A 16,285-nucleotide genomic window follows, 5' to 3' on the forward strand; every position below is an offset into this window, starting at 1 on the left:
GGGCGCACGTGGAACGATGAAACAGTCAAGATCGGCTGCGAAGTCCAGGCAGGGGGTGAAAGCCATGCTCACCCGCTGGAAACGACTGCCGCCAGCCAAGAGGGCCGAGACCGCCGCGGCCACTTCGGTGGCGTTGGTCCTTGCCCTGGCCCTGATTGTGACAGGTCTGAGGTTCGCCGGATACCGACTCCGCGTCTCAACCCTGCGCCATGCCCAGACACAAAGCGACCAGCGCTATGGCTTCAACCCGGGCAACATCATTTCCGATGGCCCTTTCTTCGACACGACCAGCATGAACGCCGATGACGTGCAGGCCTTCCTCAATACAAAGGGCGCGGCCTGCACGACCGAAACCTCCAAGGGCGCCCAGCCATGCCTCAAGGACTACAGAACGGACGCCCCCACCAAGCCGGCGGACGGCCTATGCGACGAATATCAGGGCGGCAAGGACCAGTCGGCGGCGACGATCATCGACGGTGCCGCCCGATCCTGCAGGATAAGCCAACGGGTCCTGCTGGCCATGCTCCAAAAGGAGCAGCACCTGGTCTCGGCCACCACCCCGACACCTTTGCAGTACAAGGCGGCCATGGGTCTGTCATGCCCGGACGACGCTGACTGCGACCCGGCCTACGCCGGCTTCTTCAACCAGGTCTATGGGGCGGCCCACCGCTACCGTTACTACCAGGTGCACATGGACGAGTACCAGTTCAAGCCCGGCCGCATCAATTCGGTGCGATACTCCCCCAAAGCATCCTGCGGTGCCTCCGATGTCTACATCGAGAACACGGCCACGGCTCTGCTCTACATCTATACCCCCTATCAACCCAACGATGCCGCTCTGAAGGCAGGCGTGGGCGAAGGCGATGCCTGCTCGGCCTACGGCAACAGGAACTTCGCGATCATCTACGATGGCTGGTTCGGCGGGTCCCATGGGCAGGGCGGGCAGGCGGCACCCAGTCCCAAGGCGGTCCTCCGCCGCGAGAACCGTCGCTGGTGACCGAACGCACGAGCTGCCGGCAACCTCTTCGGCACAGTCCGGCGCGATACGATTGCCCCACCACTTGAATCCCTTCCACGGATTTCCGCCAGCCCGATGTGGCTTCCCCCGACGGCGCGCGTCACAGCCTGGGCAGGTAGAACTCCAACTCGTAGGGGGTGACCTGCCTGTTGTATTCATTCCACTCCCGACGCTTGTTGCGAAGGAAGTACTCGAAGGCATGCTCACCAAGCACCGAAGCGACGAACTCGGACTTCTCCATGATCTTCAGGGCCGTGTCCAGGGAGTCGGGCAAGGGTTGGATGCCCATGGCCCGGCGCTCGGAATCGGTCAGCTCCCATACATCGTCCGAGGTGGGTTCGCCTAGCGTCATCTTTTGTTCGATACCGTCCAGGCCTGCGGCGAGCAGCACGGAGAAGGCCAGATACGGGTTGGCTACCGGATCCAGGGCACGGAACTCCATGCGTGCGGAGTTGCCCTTACCGGGTTTGTACTGCGGGATGCGCAGCAAGGCCGAACGGTTGTTATGACCCCAGCAGATGTAGGAGGGTGCCTCAGCACCGCCCCACAGACGCTTGTAGGAGTTGACATACTGGTCGGTCACTGCGCAGATCTCGGCCGCGTGAGCCAGGATGCCGGCCGCGAACTGCCGGGCCGTGGCGGACATGTTGAATTCCTGGCCCACCTCGTAGAAGGCGTTGGAATCGCCCTCGAACAGGCTCAGATGGGTGTGCATGCCCGAGCCGGGCTTGTCGGTGAAGGGCTTGGGGATAAAGGAGGCGTGCATGCCCCGTTCCAACGAGACCTCCTTGACCACTGTCCGGAAGGTCATGATGTTGTCGGCGGTCGCCAGGGCGTCGGCGTAGCGCAGATCGATCTCGTTCTGTCCGGGGCCGCCCTCGTGGTGGGAGTACTCCACTGATATGCCCATCTGCTCCAGCATGGACACGCATGAACGTCGGAAATCCATGGCGGGGCTGCGCGGCACATGGTCGAAATAGCCACCCTCGTCGATCGGCGTTGGCGACTGGGACCAATCCTGCTGGGACTTGAACAGGTAGAACTCGATCTCCGGGTGGGTATAGAAGGTGAACCCCTGCTCTTTCGCCTGGGCCAGGGCGCGCTTGAGCACATGGCGGGGGTCGCCGCGGCTGGGCTCGCCATCGGGGGTCAGGATGTCGCAGAAGATGCGGGCCGTCCCCTGGCCGCCGCCCCGGGCGGGCATGATCTGGAATGTGGAGGGGTCCGGCTTGACGATCATGTCGTCCTCCGAGACCCGGGTCATCCCCTCGATGGCCGATCCGTCGAAGCCGAGGCCTTCGTCGAAGGCCTTCTCGAGCTCGGCGGGCGCGATGGCCACGGATTTTAGGGTGCCCAACACATCGGTGAACCAGAGACGGATGAAGCGCACGTCCCGTTCCTCGACCGTACGCAGGGCGAACTCTTCTTGTTTTTCCATGGCCTTATGTTCCCATGCCTATATTTCCGAGCATGTATGGACCATGTTAACGTCATGTCGCCAATCAGTGACCCCAGGCTGGGTGCGCTTGCCCCCCCCCAGCGGGTCCGTGACCTCAGGCTATCGAGCCGCCCTTTGGGTTGCCGCCCCTGCGGAAACGGGTGTGTCCGGCTATGACACCCATGGCCTGGTCCCGATCCATGTCGCCCGAATCGTAGGCCTTGACGCCCTGCTCCTTGAGCAGGTCGACATCCGCCGCCCCGATCAACAGATCCTCGACGAATCCTGCGGCCGATGCGAACAGGACCGGGGGCGGGAAGGAATCGCCGGAGCGCCCGTCGATCCAGAGCTTGGCCTCCAGTTTGTCAGCCCGGTTGACGACCAACATGGCCGACAGACCGGATACAACTGTAGTAAGGTCCTTGACCGCCGCTTCCGGTCCGTCACCGTCCAGGTTGCGCAGAACGGCAACGGCACCCTCGCTTGCTTCAAGACAGGCGGCTGAGATGTCGGAGATCTGGCAGAAGGCGGCCAGGAGCTCGGCCGAGGCAAGACGGGTCACGATCAAGGCGGCCTTGGCCTTATTGCCAAGCAGTCCTTCGAGCTCCTCGTCGAACCCCCCTGCCGCCGACTGATCGTCATCAGCAGCACCATCGGCACCACCGGGGGACGACGGGGCCGTACGAGCTGCATCACCGTCCCCGGTCTCACCCTTGAACTCGGCCTCGAAGCCGGCCAAGGCACGCTCTATCTCCTCGTCGCTCAGATGGTCGCTCCCACCATCAGGCGGCTGCCCGCCCCCATGCTCACTCATGGCACCTCCTCGAAGTACTCGACTTGCAAACCCAACCTACTCCCGTCGGGCGAAAACCCCGATTGCCTGCGTTCAGGCGGCCGGCAGGCAGGATGGGCCGAAGACAGCCTTGATCTCCGCCAGCATGGATGTGTCATGCTTGCTACGGAAGTCGTCACCGAAGGTGAACAGTTTGACATTGCCCTTCTCGTCGGACACAGCCAACTGTACCTGGCAGTAGCCGGGATGGTCCCGGATGATCCTGGCAAGGCGCTCCATCCGGCCCCTGTCAATCGCCGCCTGGGGCAGTGTGATGACCAGGGGGCGTTCATCCGCGGATTCCAATGTGGGAACCTCGACATCCTGGGCCCGCAGGCTCACACCCTCGTCGCGCACCTCCACAAAACCACGAACCCGTATCACCGTGTCGAGAGCCAGCTGTTCGCTGGCCCTCTCATAGGCCTTCCCGAAGAAACTGCAGGTGATGGAACTCTCCAGGTCCTCGATGGTCACCCGCGCCCAGGGGTTGCCGCGCTTGGAGACACGCCGGTCCACGGAGGTGACCAGACCGGCAAGGGTGACCGTCTGGTTATCACCCATGGCTTGGGCCCTGTCCACCAGCTGGGCAATCGACATGTCGCGAAGGCCCGCCAGGACAGCGGCCATTCCGGAAAGCGGATGATCGGAGACATACAACCCCAGCATCTCGCGCTCGAAATTGAGCTTGGTCTTCTTATCCCACTCCTCGATGTCGGGAACGGACACGTCGGCGTCACCGAGCAGATCGGCCTCGGGTGTCTCATCCTCGTCCGCGAACAGGTCGAACTGCCCCTCGGCCTGCTTGCGCTTCAGGGGGACCACCTGGTCTATGGCCACCTCGTGGATCTGGAACAGGGCCCTGCGATTGCCGTCCGTCTCATCGAAGGCCCCGGCTTTGATCAATGACTCCACGGTGCGCTTGTTGAGCGCGTCCATGGACACACGCTTGATGAAATCGAGGAAGTTGACGAACTTGCCACGCTTGCCCCCGCGCTCTTTCATGATCTCTTCCACAGCCTTGTCACCCACGTTGCGTATGGCCCCAAGACCGATGCGGACCACGTCTCCGACTGCCGAGTACTCCAGAGCCGACTCGTTGATGTCCGGGGGCAACACCTTGATGCCCATGCGCCTGGCCTCACCCAGGTAGAGGGCGGTCTTGTCCTTGTTGGTGCGCTCACCCTGGAGGAGGGCGGCCATGAACTCCACCGGGTAGTGGGTCTTCAGGTAGGCGGTCCAGTATGCGATCAGGGCGTAGGCCGCGGAGTGGGCCTTGTTGAAGGCATAGCCGGAGAAGGGCACCAGGATGTCCCATACGGCTTGGGCGGCCTCCTCGGAGTAGCCGTGATCCTTCATGCCTTGGAAGAAGGGCACCTTCTCCTTGGCCAGCACTTCGGGCTTCTTCTTGCCCATGGCACGGCGGAGCACATCGGCCCGCCCCAGGGAGTAACCGGCAAGGATACGCGCCGCGGACTGCACCTGCTCCTGATAGACGATCAGGCCGTAGGTCTCGTCCAGGACCTCCTTCAGGGGCTCGGCCACCTCCGGATGTATGGGTTCAATCTTCTGCAGGCCGTTCTTGCGCTTCGCGTAGTTGGTGTGCGAATCCATATCCATGGGGCCGGGGCGGTAGAGGGCGATCAACGCCGAGATGTCATTGAAGTTGTCGGGCTTGAGGAGCCGTAGGAGGGAGCGCATGCCATCGCCATCAAGCTGGAAGACGCCCAGCGTGTCGCCTCGGGAAAGCAGCTGGTAGGTCTCCTGGTCATCCAGGGGAATCTGCTGGTACGAAATCGGATCCTTGCCGTTGCGGGCAATGTTCGTCAGGCAGTCACGGATGACACTCAAGTTGGACAGGCCAAGGAAATCCATCTTGACCAGCCCCAGGGTCTCGCAAGTGTGGTACTCGAAAGTCGTGGTCACAGTGCCGTCGTTTCGCTCCATCAGCGGCGAGGTGTCGGTGATCGGCTCGGCGCCCATGATCGTGGCGCAGGCATGGACACCGGTCTGGCGGATGATGCCCTCCAGGCCCTTGGCTTCATCGGTGATCCTGTGCACGTCCTGATCGACGTCGTAGAGCTCGCGGAACTCACGCGCCTCCGGGTAACGCTTCGAGTTCGGGTCGAAGATGTCTCTGAGGCTCATGTCCTTGCCGTTGGCCGAGGGAGGCAAAGCCTTCGTTACCTTGTCGCCCATCGAGTACTCGTAACCCATGATCCTGGCCGCGTCCTTCAGGGCGTTCTTGGTCTTGATCGTGCCGTAGGTCACGCACTGGGCCACCTTGTCTGAGCCGTATTTCTCGGCCACGTATTCCAGCACCTTCATACGCCCCTCGGGGTCGAAGTCCACGTCGATATCAGGCAGGGAGACGCGTTCGGGGTTCAGGAACCGCTCGAAGATCAGGCCATGTTTCAAGGGGTCCAGCTCGGTGATGCCCATGGCGTAGGCCACCATGGAGCCTGCCGCCGAGCCGCGCCCAGGACCCACCATGATGCCATGCTCCTTGGCCCAATTGATGTAGTCGGAAACTACCAGGAAGTAGCCGCAGAACTGCATCTGGCAGATGACCCCGCACTCATAGTCCGCCTGGTGGGAGACCTCGTCGGGCACACCGTCCGGGTAACGCACCTTGAGCCCCTCGTCCACTTTCCTCAGGAAGAGGGAGGTCTCATCCCAACCCTCCGGGCAGTCGAATCGGGGCATGAAAGCCCCGTCCTCGTGGTCGTCGAACATGACGTTGCAACGGTCGGCGATCTCCAGCGTATTGTCGCAGGCCTCGGGAAACTCCTTGAACAGGTCACGCATCTCCTGGGCTGGGCGGATATAGTAGCCCGATCCGCTGAACTTGAAACGGCCGGGTTCATCCAGGTGGGAGCCGGAGTTGATGCACAGAAGGGCGTCCTGGGCCCCTGCATCCTCTTCCTTGACGTAGTGGGCGTCGTTGGTGGCCACCAGGGGTGCCCCCAATCGCTTGGCGATTTCCAACAGTCCCTTGGTCACCCGCCGCTCGATCTCCAGACCGTGGTCCATCAACTCCACGTAGTAGCTGTCCTTGCCGAAGATGTCCTGGAACTCCCCCGCCGCACGCAGGGCCTCGTCGAACTGCCCCAGGCGCAGGCGGGTCTGCACAATCCCCGATGGGCAGCCGGTCGTGCCGATGACACCCTCATGGTAGGTGGAGAGCACATCCTTATCCATGCGGGGCCACTTTCCGACCAGCCCCTCCAGGTTGGCCACAGAGGAGGCCTTGATCAGGTTGACCAGACCCGTGTCATTCTCGGCCCATAAAGTCATATGGGTGATGAAACCACCGCCGGACACATCGTCCGAACGTTGGGTCTCGTCGCCCCACCGCACGCGTGACCGATCCTGGCGGGCGGTTTCCGGAGTCACATAAGCCTCTATGCCGATGATCGGCTTGATGCCGTTGTCCACAGCGTTGCGCCACAGCTCGTAGGCCCCGTGCATGTTGCCATGGTCGGTGATGGCGATGGCCCGCTGCCCCTGCGCCTTCACCTCCTGCACCAGCTCGGGCACCTTGGAGGCGCCGTCCAGCGTGGAGTAGTGCGTGTGGTTGTGCAGATGAACGAAGCTGTCGGGTGAGACGGAAGAAGCCATACCACTAATCTACTAAACGCCCTGACAGACCCAACCCCCCGGACCGCCACTGAACGCAGCCGATTCGGCGCGCAAAGGGCGTTGCGGGCTCCCCCTTACAGTCCAGGTCGTGGAATGGACTGAGCTGACGGCATAGAACCCGTTACTGGACGGTCACCCCGCCCCCAAGAGCCTTCCCACGCAGGGTTTGCAGGGAGGAGGCCAAATCGGTCGGATAAGTGGAGTCGACAGTGGTCCACAGCTTGGTTCGGGGGTGGCGGAACTCCAGGCGCATGGCATGCAGCCACTGGCGTCCCAGACCGAGACGTTCGGCCAGGACAGGATTGGCCCCATACATGTGGTCACCGACCAGTGGGTGGCCTATGGAGGAGAAGTGGACACGGATCTGATGGGTGCGGCCGGTCTCCAGGTTCACCTTGGCCAAAGTGGCCTCGCCGAAGCGTTCCAGCACGTCCCAGTGGGTCACCGCCTCCTTGCCCGCAGGGGTGACCGTGAAGCGGAAGTCGGATACCTTGGCGCGGCCGATCGGCGCCTCGATTGTGGCCTTATCCTCTGTCAGGTTCCCCTGGACCAGGGCGTGGTAGATCTTGACGACTTCGTGGCCGGCGAACTGCTTGCGCATGGCCCTGTATGCCAGATCAGACTTGCAGACGAGCATGAGACCACTGGTACCGGCGTCCAGGCGGGAGACGATGCCCCGCCTCCCCTGCGCGCCCAGCTCGGTGATGTGGACACCCCTGTCGAGGAGGGTGCCGAGCACGGTCGGCCCCGTCCACCCGGGGGAAGCGTGGGCAGCCACACCGACAGGCTTGTCCACAACAATCACGTCATCATCCTCATAGGCCACGGCCATATCATCCGAAACGGGCTCCAAGGACCGTTCGGGCTCAGGCACGTCCAGGTCGACAAGGTCACCGGCCTGTAGGATGGCCGCCTTGTGGACCTTGCGTCCAAGCAGGTGGACATTCCCGCTCTGGACAAGGTCGCCGGCCTTGGCCCGGGATATGCCGAGCATCTTGGCCAGGGCCGTGTCGAGACGCTCACCGACCAGGGCATCAGGTGCCGGAAGGAGTTTGGAACTCAACGCTCCCCCTCCCCCTGTCGGGCTGCTGCCGCACCAGACCGGCGGAAAGGCCACCCAACGACAACCATGACAATGACGGCGGCTGCGGCAAGGGCCAGGTATAGATCGGCGATGTTGCCGACCGACCAACCGTAGTCAAGAAAGTCCACTACCTCACCGTCAAGAAAACCTTGAGCGTAGACGATACGGTCAATCAGATTGCCGGCTGCGCCGGCGAATGCGAGGGCAAAAGCCAATGTCCAAGACATCGAATCAGTGGCCAGCGCGAGTAGGACGAAGGCCAGGCACGCGAAGACGGCCAGCAGGGAGATGACCCATGTCGCTCCCGCGCCCATCCCCAGTGATGCGCCGGGGTTACGCAGGAGACGGAGCGAAAGGAAACCCGGGATGATGCTTACCGGCTGGATGGCTGACAGCTTGGCCAGGGCCAGGGCCTTCGCCGCCTGATCGACACCCATTGCGACCAGGACCAGGCATGCGAAGACGGCCACGCGTATGCGCAGCCGTCTGGGATTCACACTCAATACAGTGGACACTTACTGCAGTCGCCCTCAGCGGTTCTGCAAACCAGTGCCGCCGTTGCCCTCAACAATCTGGTAGTTGTTGGTATCGGAGACCTGCGAGACCAGCTGACCAAGGAACTCAGTCAGACGGCTGCGGTACTCGGCTTCGAACTGCTTAAGGCTCTGGATATTGCCCTCAATCACCTTGGACTGGGCCATCAGCTTGTCCTGGACACTGGCTGCGTAGCGCTCGGCGGACTCACGGGTGCTCTTGTCATAGGCCTGGGCCCGCTGCTGGACCTGCGTCTCGTACTCATCGGCCTCGTTGCGCTTGCTCCGCGAGTACGCATCGGCGTCGCCACGAATCTTGGCGGAGTAGGAATCCGCTTCGGAGTGGACACGCTGAGAGTAGGAATCGGCTTCGGAGTGGACACGCTTGGCGTAGTCATCGGCATCGGCACGGGTCTTACGCGAATAAGCATCCGCCTTGGACATGGCCTCATCGACCTTGGACTGGGATGCGGAGACGATCTCGGCACCCTTGGCCTTGCCCTTGTCCACGTATTGATCGTGCAGTTGCATGGCCAGGGTCAGCATGGCTGTGGCACGTCCTGCCTCGGTGGAGGCATTGGCACCGGCACCTGCTATCTGCTGGAGGCTGCCTGTCTCTGGGGCCGGCTCCACCTTCGCCATCTGCGCCCTGAGATCGGCTTCGCGTTTGCGGGCGTCTTCCAGCTGACGACTGAGCTGGGCGGTCTTGGCACTCTCCTCCTGAATCGACTGCTGGAAGTGGGCGATCTGCTGACGGGTGCCGGTCACGTTCTGTTGCGCAGCGGCCAGGTCACGCTTGGTGGAGATGAGTTCCTGGTTCAACGCTTCGATACGCTTCTGAGCCTCGTCACGCTCACGCTGCAGAGCCGCGAGCCTGTCGCCGGATCCTTGTCCTGCGTTGGCACGGGCGGCCTGGGCCGTGAGTTGATCGATCTGCTGATTGAGCTGGTTGACCTGGTTCCTTAACTGCTCGTTCTGGCTGCCAAGTGTACGGGCGCGGTCCTCGGCCTCGGACAGGCGGCGCTGCAGATCTGGGTTGGGCTGGGCGACGGACGCGGCTGCTGGCTGCGAGGCGGAGGCTGCGCGCGTCTTGAGGTCGCGGTTTTCTGTCTGAAGGGACTGCACCTGGGCGGTCAGTTCCGAAATCTTTGAATTGAGGTTGGCCACGTCCGGACCGAAGGACTGGGTGGATGCCCCACCACCCTGCACTGCCTGCTTGCCGAGCGCCTCGACGGTCTCGGTCACCTGATCAAGGAAGTCGTCGACCTCATCGACGTCATACCCTTCCTTGAACCGCACCGTCTGGAAGGTATGCTCCCGTATGTCTTTTGGCGTCAACAGAGCCATGTGTCCTCCACCTCGCTTCAGGCAACAATCTACCTACATTGCTGTACTTTTTCTTATGCTAGCACGAACCGAAGTTCGGGCATCGCCGGCAATCCCCCCAGTGGCCATATCCCCGACCCATCAGACTATATCCAACAGTGCCGACGGCACCGCCTTCAGAGCAGTACGTTGACCAGGACCTGTAGGACAATCAGCAGGAACCAAAGCGCCATAAAACTTACATCCAGCTGTATCCGTCCCAGTGGCAGCGGCGGAATGTACCGCCTCAGCCAGCGCAGGGGCGGTTCGGTCAGGTTGTAGATCACCGATACCAGAGACCCCACAAGGGCACGCGGGTACCAGCGGGGTGCCAGCACAAAGGCCCAATCGATGATCATGCGCACGAACAGCACGAAGATATATGCATCAATCAGCCAATTGGCCAGATATACCACAAGGCCTATGACCATAGGCTGGGGTCTCCTAACGAAGAAGCGAATCGACTCCGCTGATCAGTTGCCGAAAATGTCATGAGCCGCCGAAGCGGACTCGGTCTCCTCGACCTTGATGTTGACCTGGGCAGGGCTAAGCAGAAAGACACGGGGGGTGACCCGCTCGATGGAACCCCGCACACCGAAGACCACACCGGCGGAGAAATCGACGATACGGTAGGCTACGGACTCGCTGACACCGGTCAGGTTGAGTACGACCGGAACACCGTCACGGATGGCGCGACCGACCATCTGTGCATCCTCGTAGGTCTTCGGATGGATGGTCGTGATGCGGTTGAGCCTGCCTTGGAAGGGATTGGAAGCCTGGGAACCGGCGACCGAGGTTTGCCTTGCGGGCTGGCTGCTGGCCAATGGGGTGATCGAATGATCCGTGTCGAAACCCGAATCCAGACCTTCGTCCTCCTCGACCTGCACCTCGTCGTCCACGACGTCAGCCATACCGAAGTATGACATGGCGCTTTTCATCAAACCTGCCATGGCTTCCCACTCCTTCTAGCACTTGACTCGTATTCCACCGACACTGTTTGTCAGCGTAGGAAGTCCGGGATGTCCAGGTAGCCTGGATCCGAGGGCCTGGGCTCATCATCATCCGGCTTGTCCTGCCTCTGGGGCTCGTCCTGGGGCGGCTGCCAGATCTGGGGTTCCGGATTGGAATCATCCTGATCGTCGGGCTGCCTGTAATCCTGCTCCTGTGATTCCCCGTCCGCAGCGGGCTCTTCGGAGTCAGCCAGTCCATCGGATTCGCGCTCCAACTGGGCCGCTTTCTGCGCGTTCGGATCGAACCCTGCGGCGATGACCGTGACACGCACTTCGTCCCCGTAAGCATCGTCCAAGGCCAGCCCCCAGATGATCTGCGCCTCGGGATGAATGGCATCCTGGACCAGTTTGGCGGCCGACGAGGCTTCCTGCATGGTCAGGTCGGTAGGACCAGCCACGTTGATCAGTGCTCCATGCGCCCCCTCGATCGACTCCTCCAACAGCGGCGAGGAGATGGCGATCTCGGCGGCCTGGGTGGCTCGGTCCTCCCCACGGGCGGCCCCGATACCGAACAGTGCGGTGCCGGCATCCTTGAGGATTGCGGTCACATCGGAGAAGTCCACGTGAATGTACGAGTTCATGGTGATCAGGTCGGTGATGCCTTGCACACCGGCCAGGAGTGCCGTGTCGGCGGTCTTGAAGGCATCAATGACCGAGACCGTGCGGTCGGACAGGTCGAGCAGGCGGTCGTTCGGGATGACGATCAGGGCATCCACCTCCTTGCGGAGGTTCTCGATGCCGGATTCGGCTGAGGCGGCCCGGCGCGGTCCCTCGAACATGAAGGGACGGGTGACGACCGCGATGGTAAGCGCCCCTTGCTGGCGGGCGGCCCTGGCGACGATCGGGCTCGCTCCGGTGCCGGTTCCACCACCTTCGCCGGCGGTCACAAAGACCATATCGGAGCCCTTGAGGACCTCCTCGATGTCGGACTGATGGTCCTTCGCCGCCTTGGCCCCTTTCTCGGGGTCGGCGCCGGCGCCCAAGCCACGGGAGTTGGAGTCGGACAGGGAAATCTTGACATTCGCGTCTGAGCGCAGGAGGTCCTTGGCGTCGGTGTTGATAGCGACGAATTCAACGTTCTGCAGACCTTCGGCGATCATACGATTGACCGCATTGCCGCCTGCACCACCGACACCGACGACCTTGATATTGGTCTTGTCATTGAAATTGTCAGTCTGGGCAATCTCGCTCACCATATGCTCCTGTCACTCCACGGTACGGTCAACTCTAGCGCAAACCCGATACGCCAACACGCACGCCACTGTCTGCCCATTCTAGACCACCCCGCCCGGTCCGGCATCACCAAACGGCCCCCGATACCAGCCCCCGCTCCGGTCAACCACGCATAACCCTAGCAGAACAGGTGCCAATGTCGCTTCACCGATGCCCGTCCGGTCAGTAGGAGGCATCCATGGGGTCGCCCCCGAACAGGGCCTCACGCTCCTCGTGACTGGTCTGTCGGGAATCGAGCCAACCCTGGGGAAGGCGAACTTTCTTCGCATAACGCACACGGCCCCGTGGCTTGCCGGCAATCGCCTCCGGATAGGGCTCGTCCTGGGGCAGTAGGCTGATCTGCCGCTCCAGATCCTCCATGGTCTCGCATTCCATGAAAGCCCGCCGTGTACCGCCTCCGACAGGAAAGCCTTTCAAATACCAGGCCACGTGCTTGCGCATGTCATGTACGGCCATGCGCTCGTCACCATCGTGGAAATCCACCAGCAACCGCGCATGGCGGGCGATGATCCGCCCTACCTGTCCCAGATTGGGCTCAACCCGCTCGGCCGAACCGGCGAAGGCGTTGGCTATATCACGGAAAAGCCAGGGACGGCCCTGGCATCCCCGTCCAACGGCCACACCCGCGCATCCGGTCCTGCTCACCATGTCCTGCGCATCCTCGGCCGACCAGATGTCGCCGTTGCCGAAGACAGGGACATCCAGGGCTTGGACCAGCTCGGCTATGCGATCCCAGTCGGAATGGCCCCCATAGTATTCAGCCGTGGTCCGTGCATGCAGTGTGACGGCCGCGCAGCCCTCCTCCTGGGCAATGTGCCCGGCCTCCAGGAAAGTACTGTGATCGGCGTCGATGCCGACGCGGATCTTTGCTGTGACCGGGATGCCGGCAGGCCGGCAGACACCCACGATCCGCCGGATCAGCTCGGTGAACAGGTCCAGCTTCCAGGGCAGAGCCGAGCCGCCGCCCTTCCTGGTCACCTTGGGCACAGGGCAGCCGAAGTTCAGATCGATGTGATCGGCCATACCGCCGTCCACCACCATGCGGGCGGCCTGCTCGGCGATGATCGGGTCCACGCCGTACAGCTGGAGGGAGCGCACCCGTTCGGATGGTGCGAACCGACAAAGACGGAAGGCCTTGGGATTCCTGGCCACCAGGGCGCGTGCAGTCACCATCTCGGCCACGTAGAGCCCGTCAGGCCCGTATTCTTCGCACAAGACGCGGAAAGGCCAGTTGGTCACACCAGCCATCGGTGAAAGCACTACAGGCGTGGGCACCGTGATGGGCCCCAACCTTACCGGTTCCAGTTTGAGAGCACCCCGCCGGGAAGCGTCCGTCCCCATGGGGACTTTCCCATGGAGGCTGCGGCCGCTATTCTCAGTTCTCGTCACCGCCGGATCAATACTCCCCGCCGGCTTCGGCCACCTTGACCGGAGCGGACACGTTCTCGCCGGCCTCCTGCCCCACGTCCACGGCACCATCGGCGGCGGTCTTCCCGGTAATCGAGGCGGGTCCCTCGGGGTAACGGACCCGCTTTTCGCTGATCCGCTCCCGGACATACCCCTCCACCCGGTCGAGAGCCACACGCTCCTGGGCCATGCTGTCCCTGTCGCGGATAGTGACAGCATGGTCATCCAGCGAATCGAAGTCGACAGTGATGCACAGGGGGGTGCCGATCTCGTCCTGGCGACGGTAGCGACGGCCGATCGCGCCGGCCTCGTCGTATGCCACCATCCACTCATTCTGCCGCAGGTCGGCGGCGAGGTTGTGGGCGATCGCCTGCAGATCGGGTTTCTTGGACAGGGGAAGCACGGCCGCCTTGTAAGGTGCCAGTCGAGGATCCAACCGCAGCACCGTGCGACGGTCCACGCCGCCCTTGGTGTTGGGTGCTTCGTCCACGTCGTATGCATCCACCAGGAAGGCCATCAACGAGCGGGTGAGCCCCGCCGCGGGCTCGATCACATAGGGGATGTACTTCTCGCCTGTGCTCGGATCGAAGTAGGACAGATCCTCGCCGGAATGCTCCGCATGCGCCTTGAGGTCGTAATCGGTGCGGTTGGCCACGCCCTCAAGCTCGCCCCAGAGGGAACCGGTGAAGCCGAACTTGTACTCGATATCGACGGTGCGCTTCGAATAGTGCGCCAGCTTCTCCTTGGGATGCTCATAATGGCGCAGGTTCCCCGGATTGATGCCCAGATCGGTGTACCAGCGGGTGCGCGCATCGATCCAATACTGGTGCCATTCCTCGTCGGTGCCGGGGGTAACGAAGAACTCCATCTCCATCTGCTCGAACTCGCGGGTGCGGAAGATGAAGTTTCCGGGCGTGATCTCGTTGCGGAAGGACTTGCCCATGTTGGCTATACCGAAGGGCGGCTTGGAGCGGGATGCCCCCATCACGTTCTTGAAGTCCACGAAGATGCCCTGGGCGGTCTCCGGGCGCAGGTAGTGCAGGCTGTGTTCGTCCTGCACGGGACCCAGGTGGGTCTGGAGCATCATGTTGAAGTCACGCGGCTCGGTCCACCGGCCCTTGGTCCCGCAGTCGGGGCAGGGGATGTCCTTCAGACCGTCGGCGGGCGCGTGCCCATGCTTCTCGGCGTATGCCTCTTCGAGGGTGTCGGCCCTGTGGCGCTTGTGGCAGTTCAGGCACTCGATCAGTGGGTCGTTGAAGACGGATACGTGGCCGGATGCGACCCAGACCGGGGTAGGCAGGATCACGGAGGTGTCCACACCCACCACATCCTGGCGGGTCACGACCATGGACCGCCACCATTCACGCTTGATGTTGTCTTTCAGGGCCACACCCAGGGGACCGTAGTCCCATGCCGAGCGCGTGCCACCGTAGATCTCGCCGGCCGGGAAGACGAACCCGCGCCGCTTCGCCAGGGAGACCACTTCATCAAGTTTTGACGCTGCCACTAGTCACACCTTCTATTACGGACCTGATTGGAAACTGTAGGCATTCACTCTACCGCCCGCCGGTGACGGACGGCGGCACCATCTGTCCCCAGGCGGACATAGGCTTGTAACGCATGCAGGGGAACTCCTCAGCGGAGTTGAGAAGGCCGGAAGGGCCGACCCTTGGAACCTGTTGGCCAAGACCAGTGTAGGGAGCATGGCCGCGTTCCTGCGTTCTGTACATCCAGCCGGGGACCCCCCCCCCACCCAGCCGAAGCCAGAAATTTCCGGGTCCGCTTCAAGAGTAGTTTTCACCCTTTGCCATGGATTGATATGGATTGATTCGCGCCCTAGGCCGCGCGTGCGATCCGTAAACAGCAACAGCAGAAGAAAGGCGGCCGGTGATGGCAGACAAGAACGACAGGCGGACGACGGACCATAGCGACGGCGAAGACCAAGGCACCCGCGAGGACAGGGGCTATCTGAACACCCTGGCCGCGGTGGCCATAGCACCTTCGGGCACGGGAGACGAGATGTCCGAATACGTGGCCCAGGTGGTCGGCGTAATCCGCGACTCCGGGCTCAGGAATGAGACCAACGCCATGTTCACGAACATCGAGGGGGATTTGGACGACGTGCTCAAGCTGGTGCGCGATGCCACCCTCAAACTCGCCTCCCAGGGCTACCGGACCGGCGTGACGCTGAAGCTCGACATACGCCCCGGTTTCCGCGACCAGATGGAGCGCAAGCCCGAACTGGTCGACGAGATCCTCTCCAAGCAGGGCGACTGAACCCACTGGTCGTTTGCACCGCATGTATGACAACCATACGAGCCGTCCCGGCCTGCAGAGGTAACCAATCGGGGCATGCACGCCGTCAACATGCGGTCGAACGCTATGGTGCGTTCACTCCTTGCGCCGGATTCCGCTTGGGCCGCAGGGCACTGAACCATGCATCGCCGATTCCCTATCCAGGTCAGTGACCGTACGCGATCGGCCGGGCTTCAGTCATGGACGGCGGCACCCCGGGACAGCCCCCCCCCCCCCCCCCCCCCCGCCCACCCCCCCCCCCCCCCCCACCACCCCCCCCCCCCCCCCCACACCCCCCCCCCCCCCCCCCCCCCTGCCACCCCCCCCCACCGCGCCCACGCCCCCCCCCCCCCATCCACCCTGCCCCACAGCAAGCGACACCGACCCCCACCCGCCAGCCGCTCCCGCACCCGCACGCCCCACCCCACCCT

At 62.7% G+C, this 16,285-nt stretch carries 13 protein-coding genes and 1 riboswitch; of the genes, 2 read left to right on the forward strand and 11 right to left on the reverse strand.

Annotated features, from left to right (window positions below):
• The first annotated feature begins 16 nt into the window (after positions 1 to 16).
• The gene (locus tag CRD59_RS05320) at positions 17 to 997 is read left to right on the forward strand and encodes a hemagglutinin (RefSeq protein WP_236632743.1); all 981 of its coding nucleotides are present in this window, start codon (positions 17 to 19) and stop codon (positions 995 to 997) included.
• 121 nt (positions 998 to 1,118) lie between these two features.
• On the opposite strand, the gene glnA is transcribed toward CRD59_RS05320, so the two are convergent.
• The 11 genes from glnA to CRD59_RS05375 form a co-directional block, all read right to left on the reverse strand.
• A complete protein-coding gene (gene glnA, locus CRD59_RS05325; RefSeq protein WP_113853648.1) occupies positions 1,119 to 2,456 on the reverse strand; it encodes a type I glutamate--ammonia ligase in 1,338 nt (445 codons plus the stop codon).
• Positions 2,457 to 2,571: 115 nt separating this feature from the next.
• Positions 2,572 to 3,270, reverse strand: a complete 699-nt coding sequence (locus tag CRD59_RS05330; protein WP_113853649.1) for a hypothetical protein — start codon at positions 3,268 to 3,270, stop codon at positions 2,572 to 2,574.
• 72 nt (positions 3,271 to 3,342) lie between these two features.
• Positions 3,343 to 6,906 carry a DNA polymerase III subunit alpha gene (gene dnaE, locus CRD59_RS05335; protein WP_113853650.1) on the reverse strand — a complete coding sequence of 1,188 codons (3,564 nt, stop codon included), beginning with the start codon at positions 6,904 to 6,906 and terminating at the stop codon, positions 3,343 to 3,345.
• A 142-nt stretch (positions 6,907 to 7,048) separates the two neighbouring features.
• Entirely contained in the window at positions 7,049 to 7,990 is a 942-nt protein-coding gene (locus CRD59_RS05340; RefSeq protein WP_113853651.1) for an RluA family pseudouridine synthase, read from the reverse strand.
• Complete coding sequence (locus tag CRD59_RS05345) at positions 7,987 to 8,448, reverse strand: signal peptidase II (RefSeq protein WP_113853670.1); 462 nt, start codon at positions 8,446 to 8,448, stop codon at positions 7,987 to 7,989. The genes CRD59_RS05340 and CRD59_RS05345 overlap by 4 nt, the downstream gene beginning before the upstream one ends.
• A 93-nt stretch (positions 8,449 to 8,541) precedes the next feature.
• Complete coding sequence (locus CRD59_RS05350; RefSeq protein ID WP_113853652.1) at positions 8,542 to 9,891, reverse strand: DivIVA domain-containing protein; 1,350 nt, start codon at positions 9,889 to 9,891, stop codon at positions 8,542 to 8,544.
• Between the two features lie 155 nt (positions 9,892 to 10,046).
• Positions 10,047 to 10,340 carry a YggT family protein gene (locus CRD59_RS05355; RefSeq protein WP_113853653.1) on the reverse strand — a complete coding sequence of 98 codons (294 nt, stop codon included), beginning with the start codon at positions 10,338 to 10,340 and terminating at the stop codon, positions 10,047 to 10,049.
• Between the two features lie 42 nt (positions 10,341 to 10,382).
• Complete coding sequence (locus CRD59_RS05360) at positions 10,383 to 10,859, reverse strand: cell division protein SepF (RefSeq protein ID WP_113853654.1); 477 nt, start codon at positions 10,857 to 10,859, stop codon at positions 10,383 to 10,385.
• Between the two features lie 50 nt (positions 10,860 to 10,909).
• Complete coding sequence (gene ftsZ / locus CRD59_RS05365; RefSeq protein ID WP_113853671.1) at positions 10,910 to 12,112, reverse strand: cell division protein FtsZ; 1,203 nt, start codon at positions 12,110 to 12,112, stop codon at positions 10,910 to 10,912.
• 202 nt (positions 12,113 to 12,314) lie between these two features.
• The gene (gene dusB, locus CRD59_RS05370) at positions 12,315 to 13,493 is read right to left on the reverse strand and encodes a tRNA dihydrouridine synthase DusB (RefSeq protein WP_113853655.1); all 1,179 of its coding nucleotides are present in this window, start codon (positions 13,491 to 13,493) and stop codon (positions 12,315 to 12,317) included.
• Positions 13,494 to 13,548: 55 nt separating this feature from the next.
• Positions 13,549 to 15,066: a glycine--tRNA ligase gene (locus tag CRD59_RS05375; RefSeq protein ID WP_113853656.1), complete on the reverse strand. Its 1,518-nt coding sequence runs from the start codon at positions 15,064 to 15,066 to the stop codon at positions 13,549 to 13,551.
• Between the two features lie 107 nt (positions 15,067 to 15,173).
• Positions 15,174 to 15,277, forward strand: a riboswitch (TPP riboswitch).
• Positions 15,278 to 15,449: 172 nt separating this feature from the next.
• Between CRD59_RS05375 and CRD59_RS05380 the strand changes: the two genes are divergently transcribed.
• A complete protein-coding gene (locus tag CRD59_RS05380) occupies positions 15,450 to 15,836 on the forward strand; it encodes a thiamine-binding protein (RefSeq protein WP_113853657.1) in 387 nt (128 codons plus the stop codon).
• Positions 15,837 to 16,285: the final 449 nt, after the last annotated feature.

The organism is Bifidobacterium xylocopae, assembly GCF_003315615.1.
GTDB lineage: Bacteria > Actinomycetota > Actinomycetes > Actinomycetales > Bifidobacteriaceae > Bombiscardovia > Bombiscardovia xylocopae.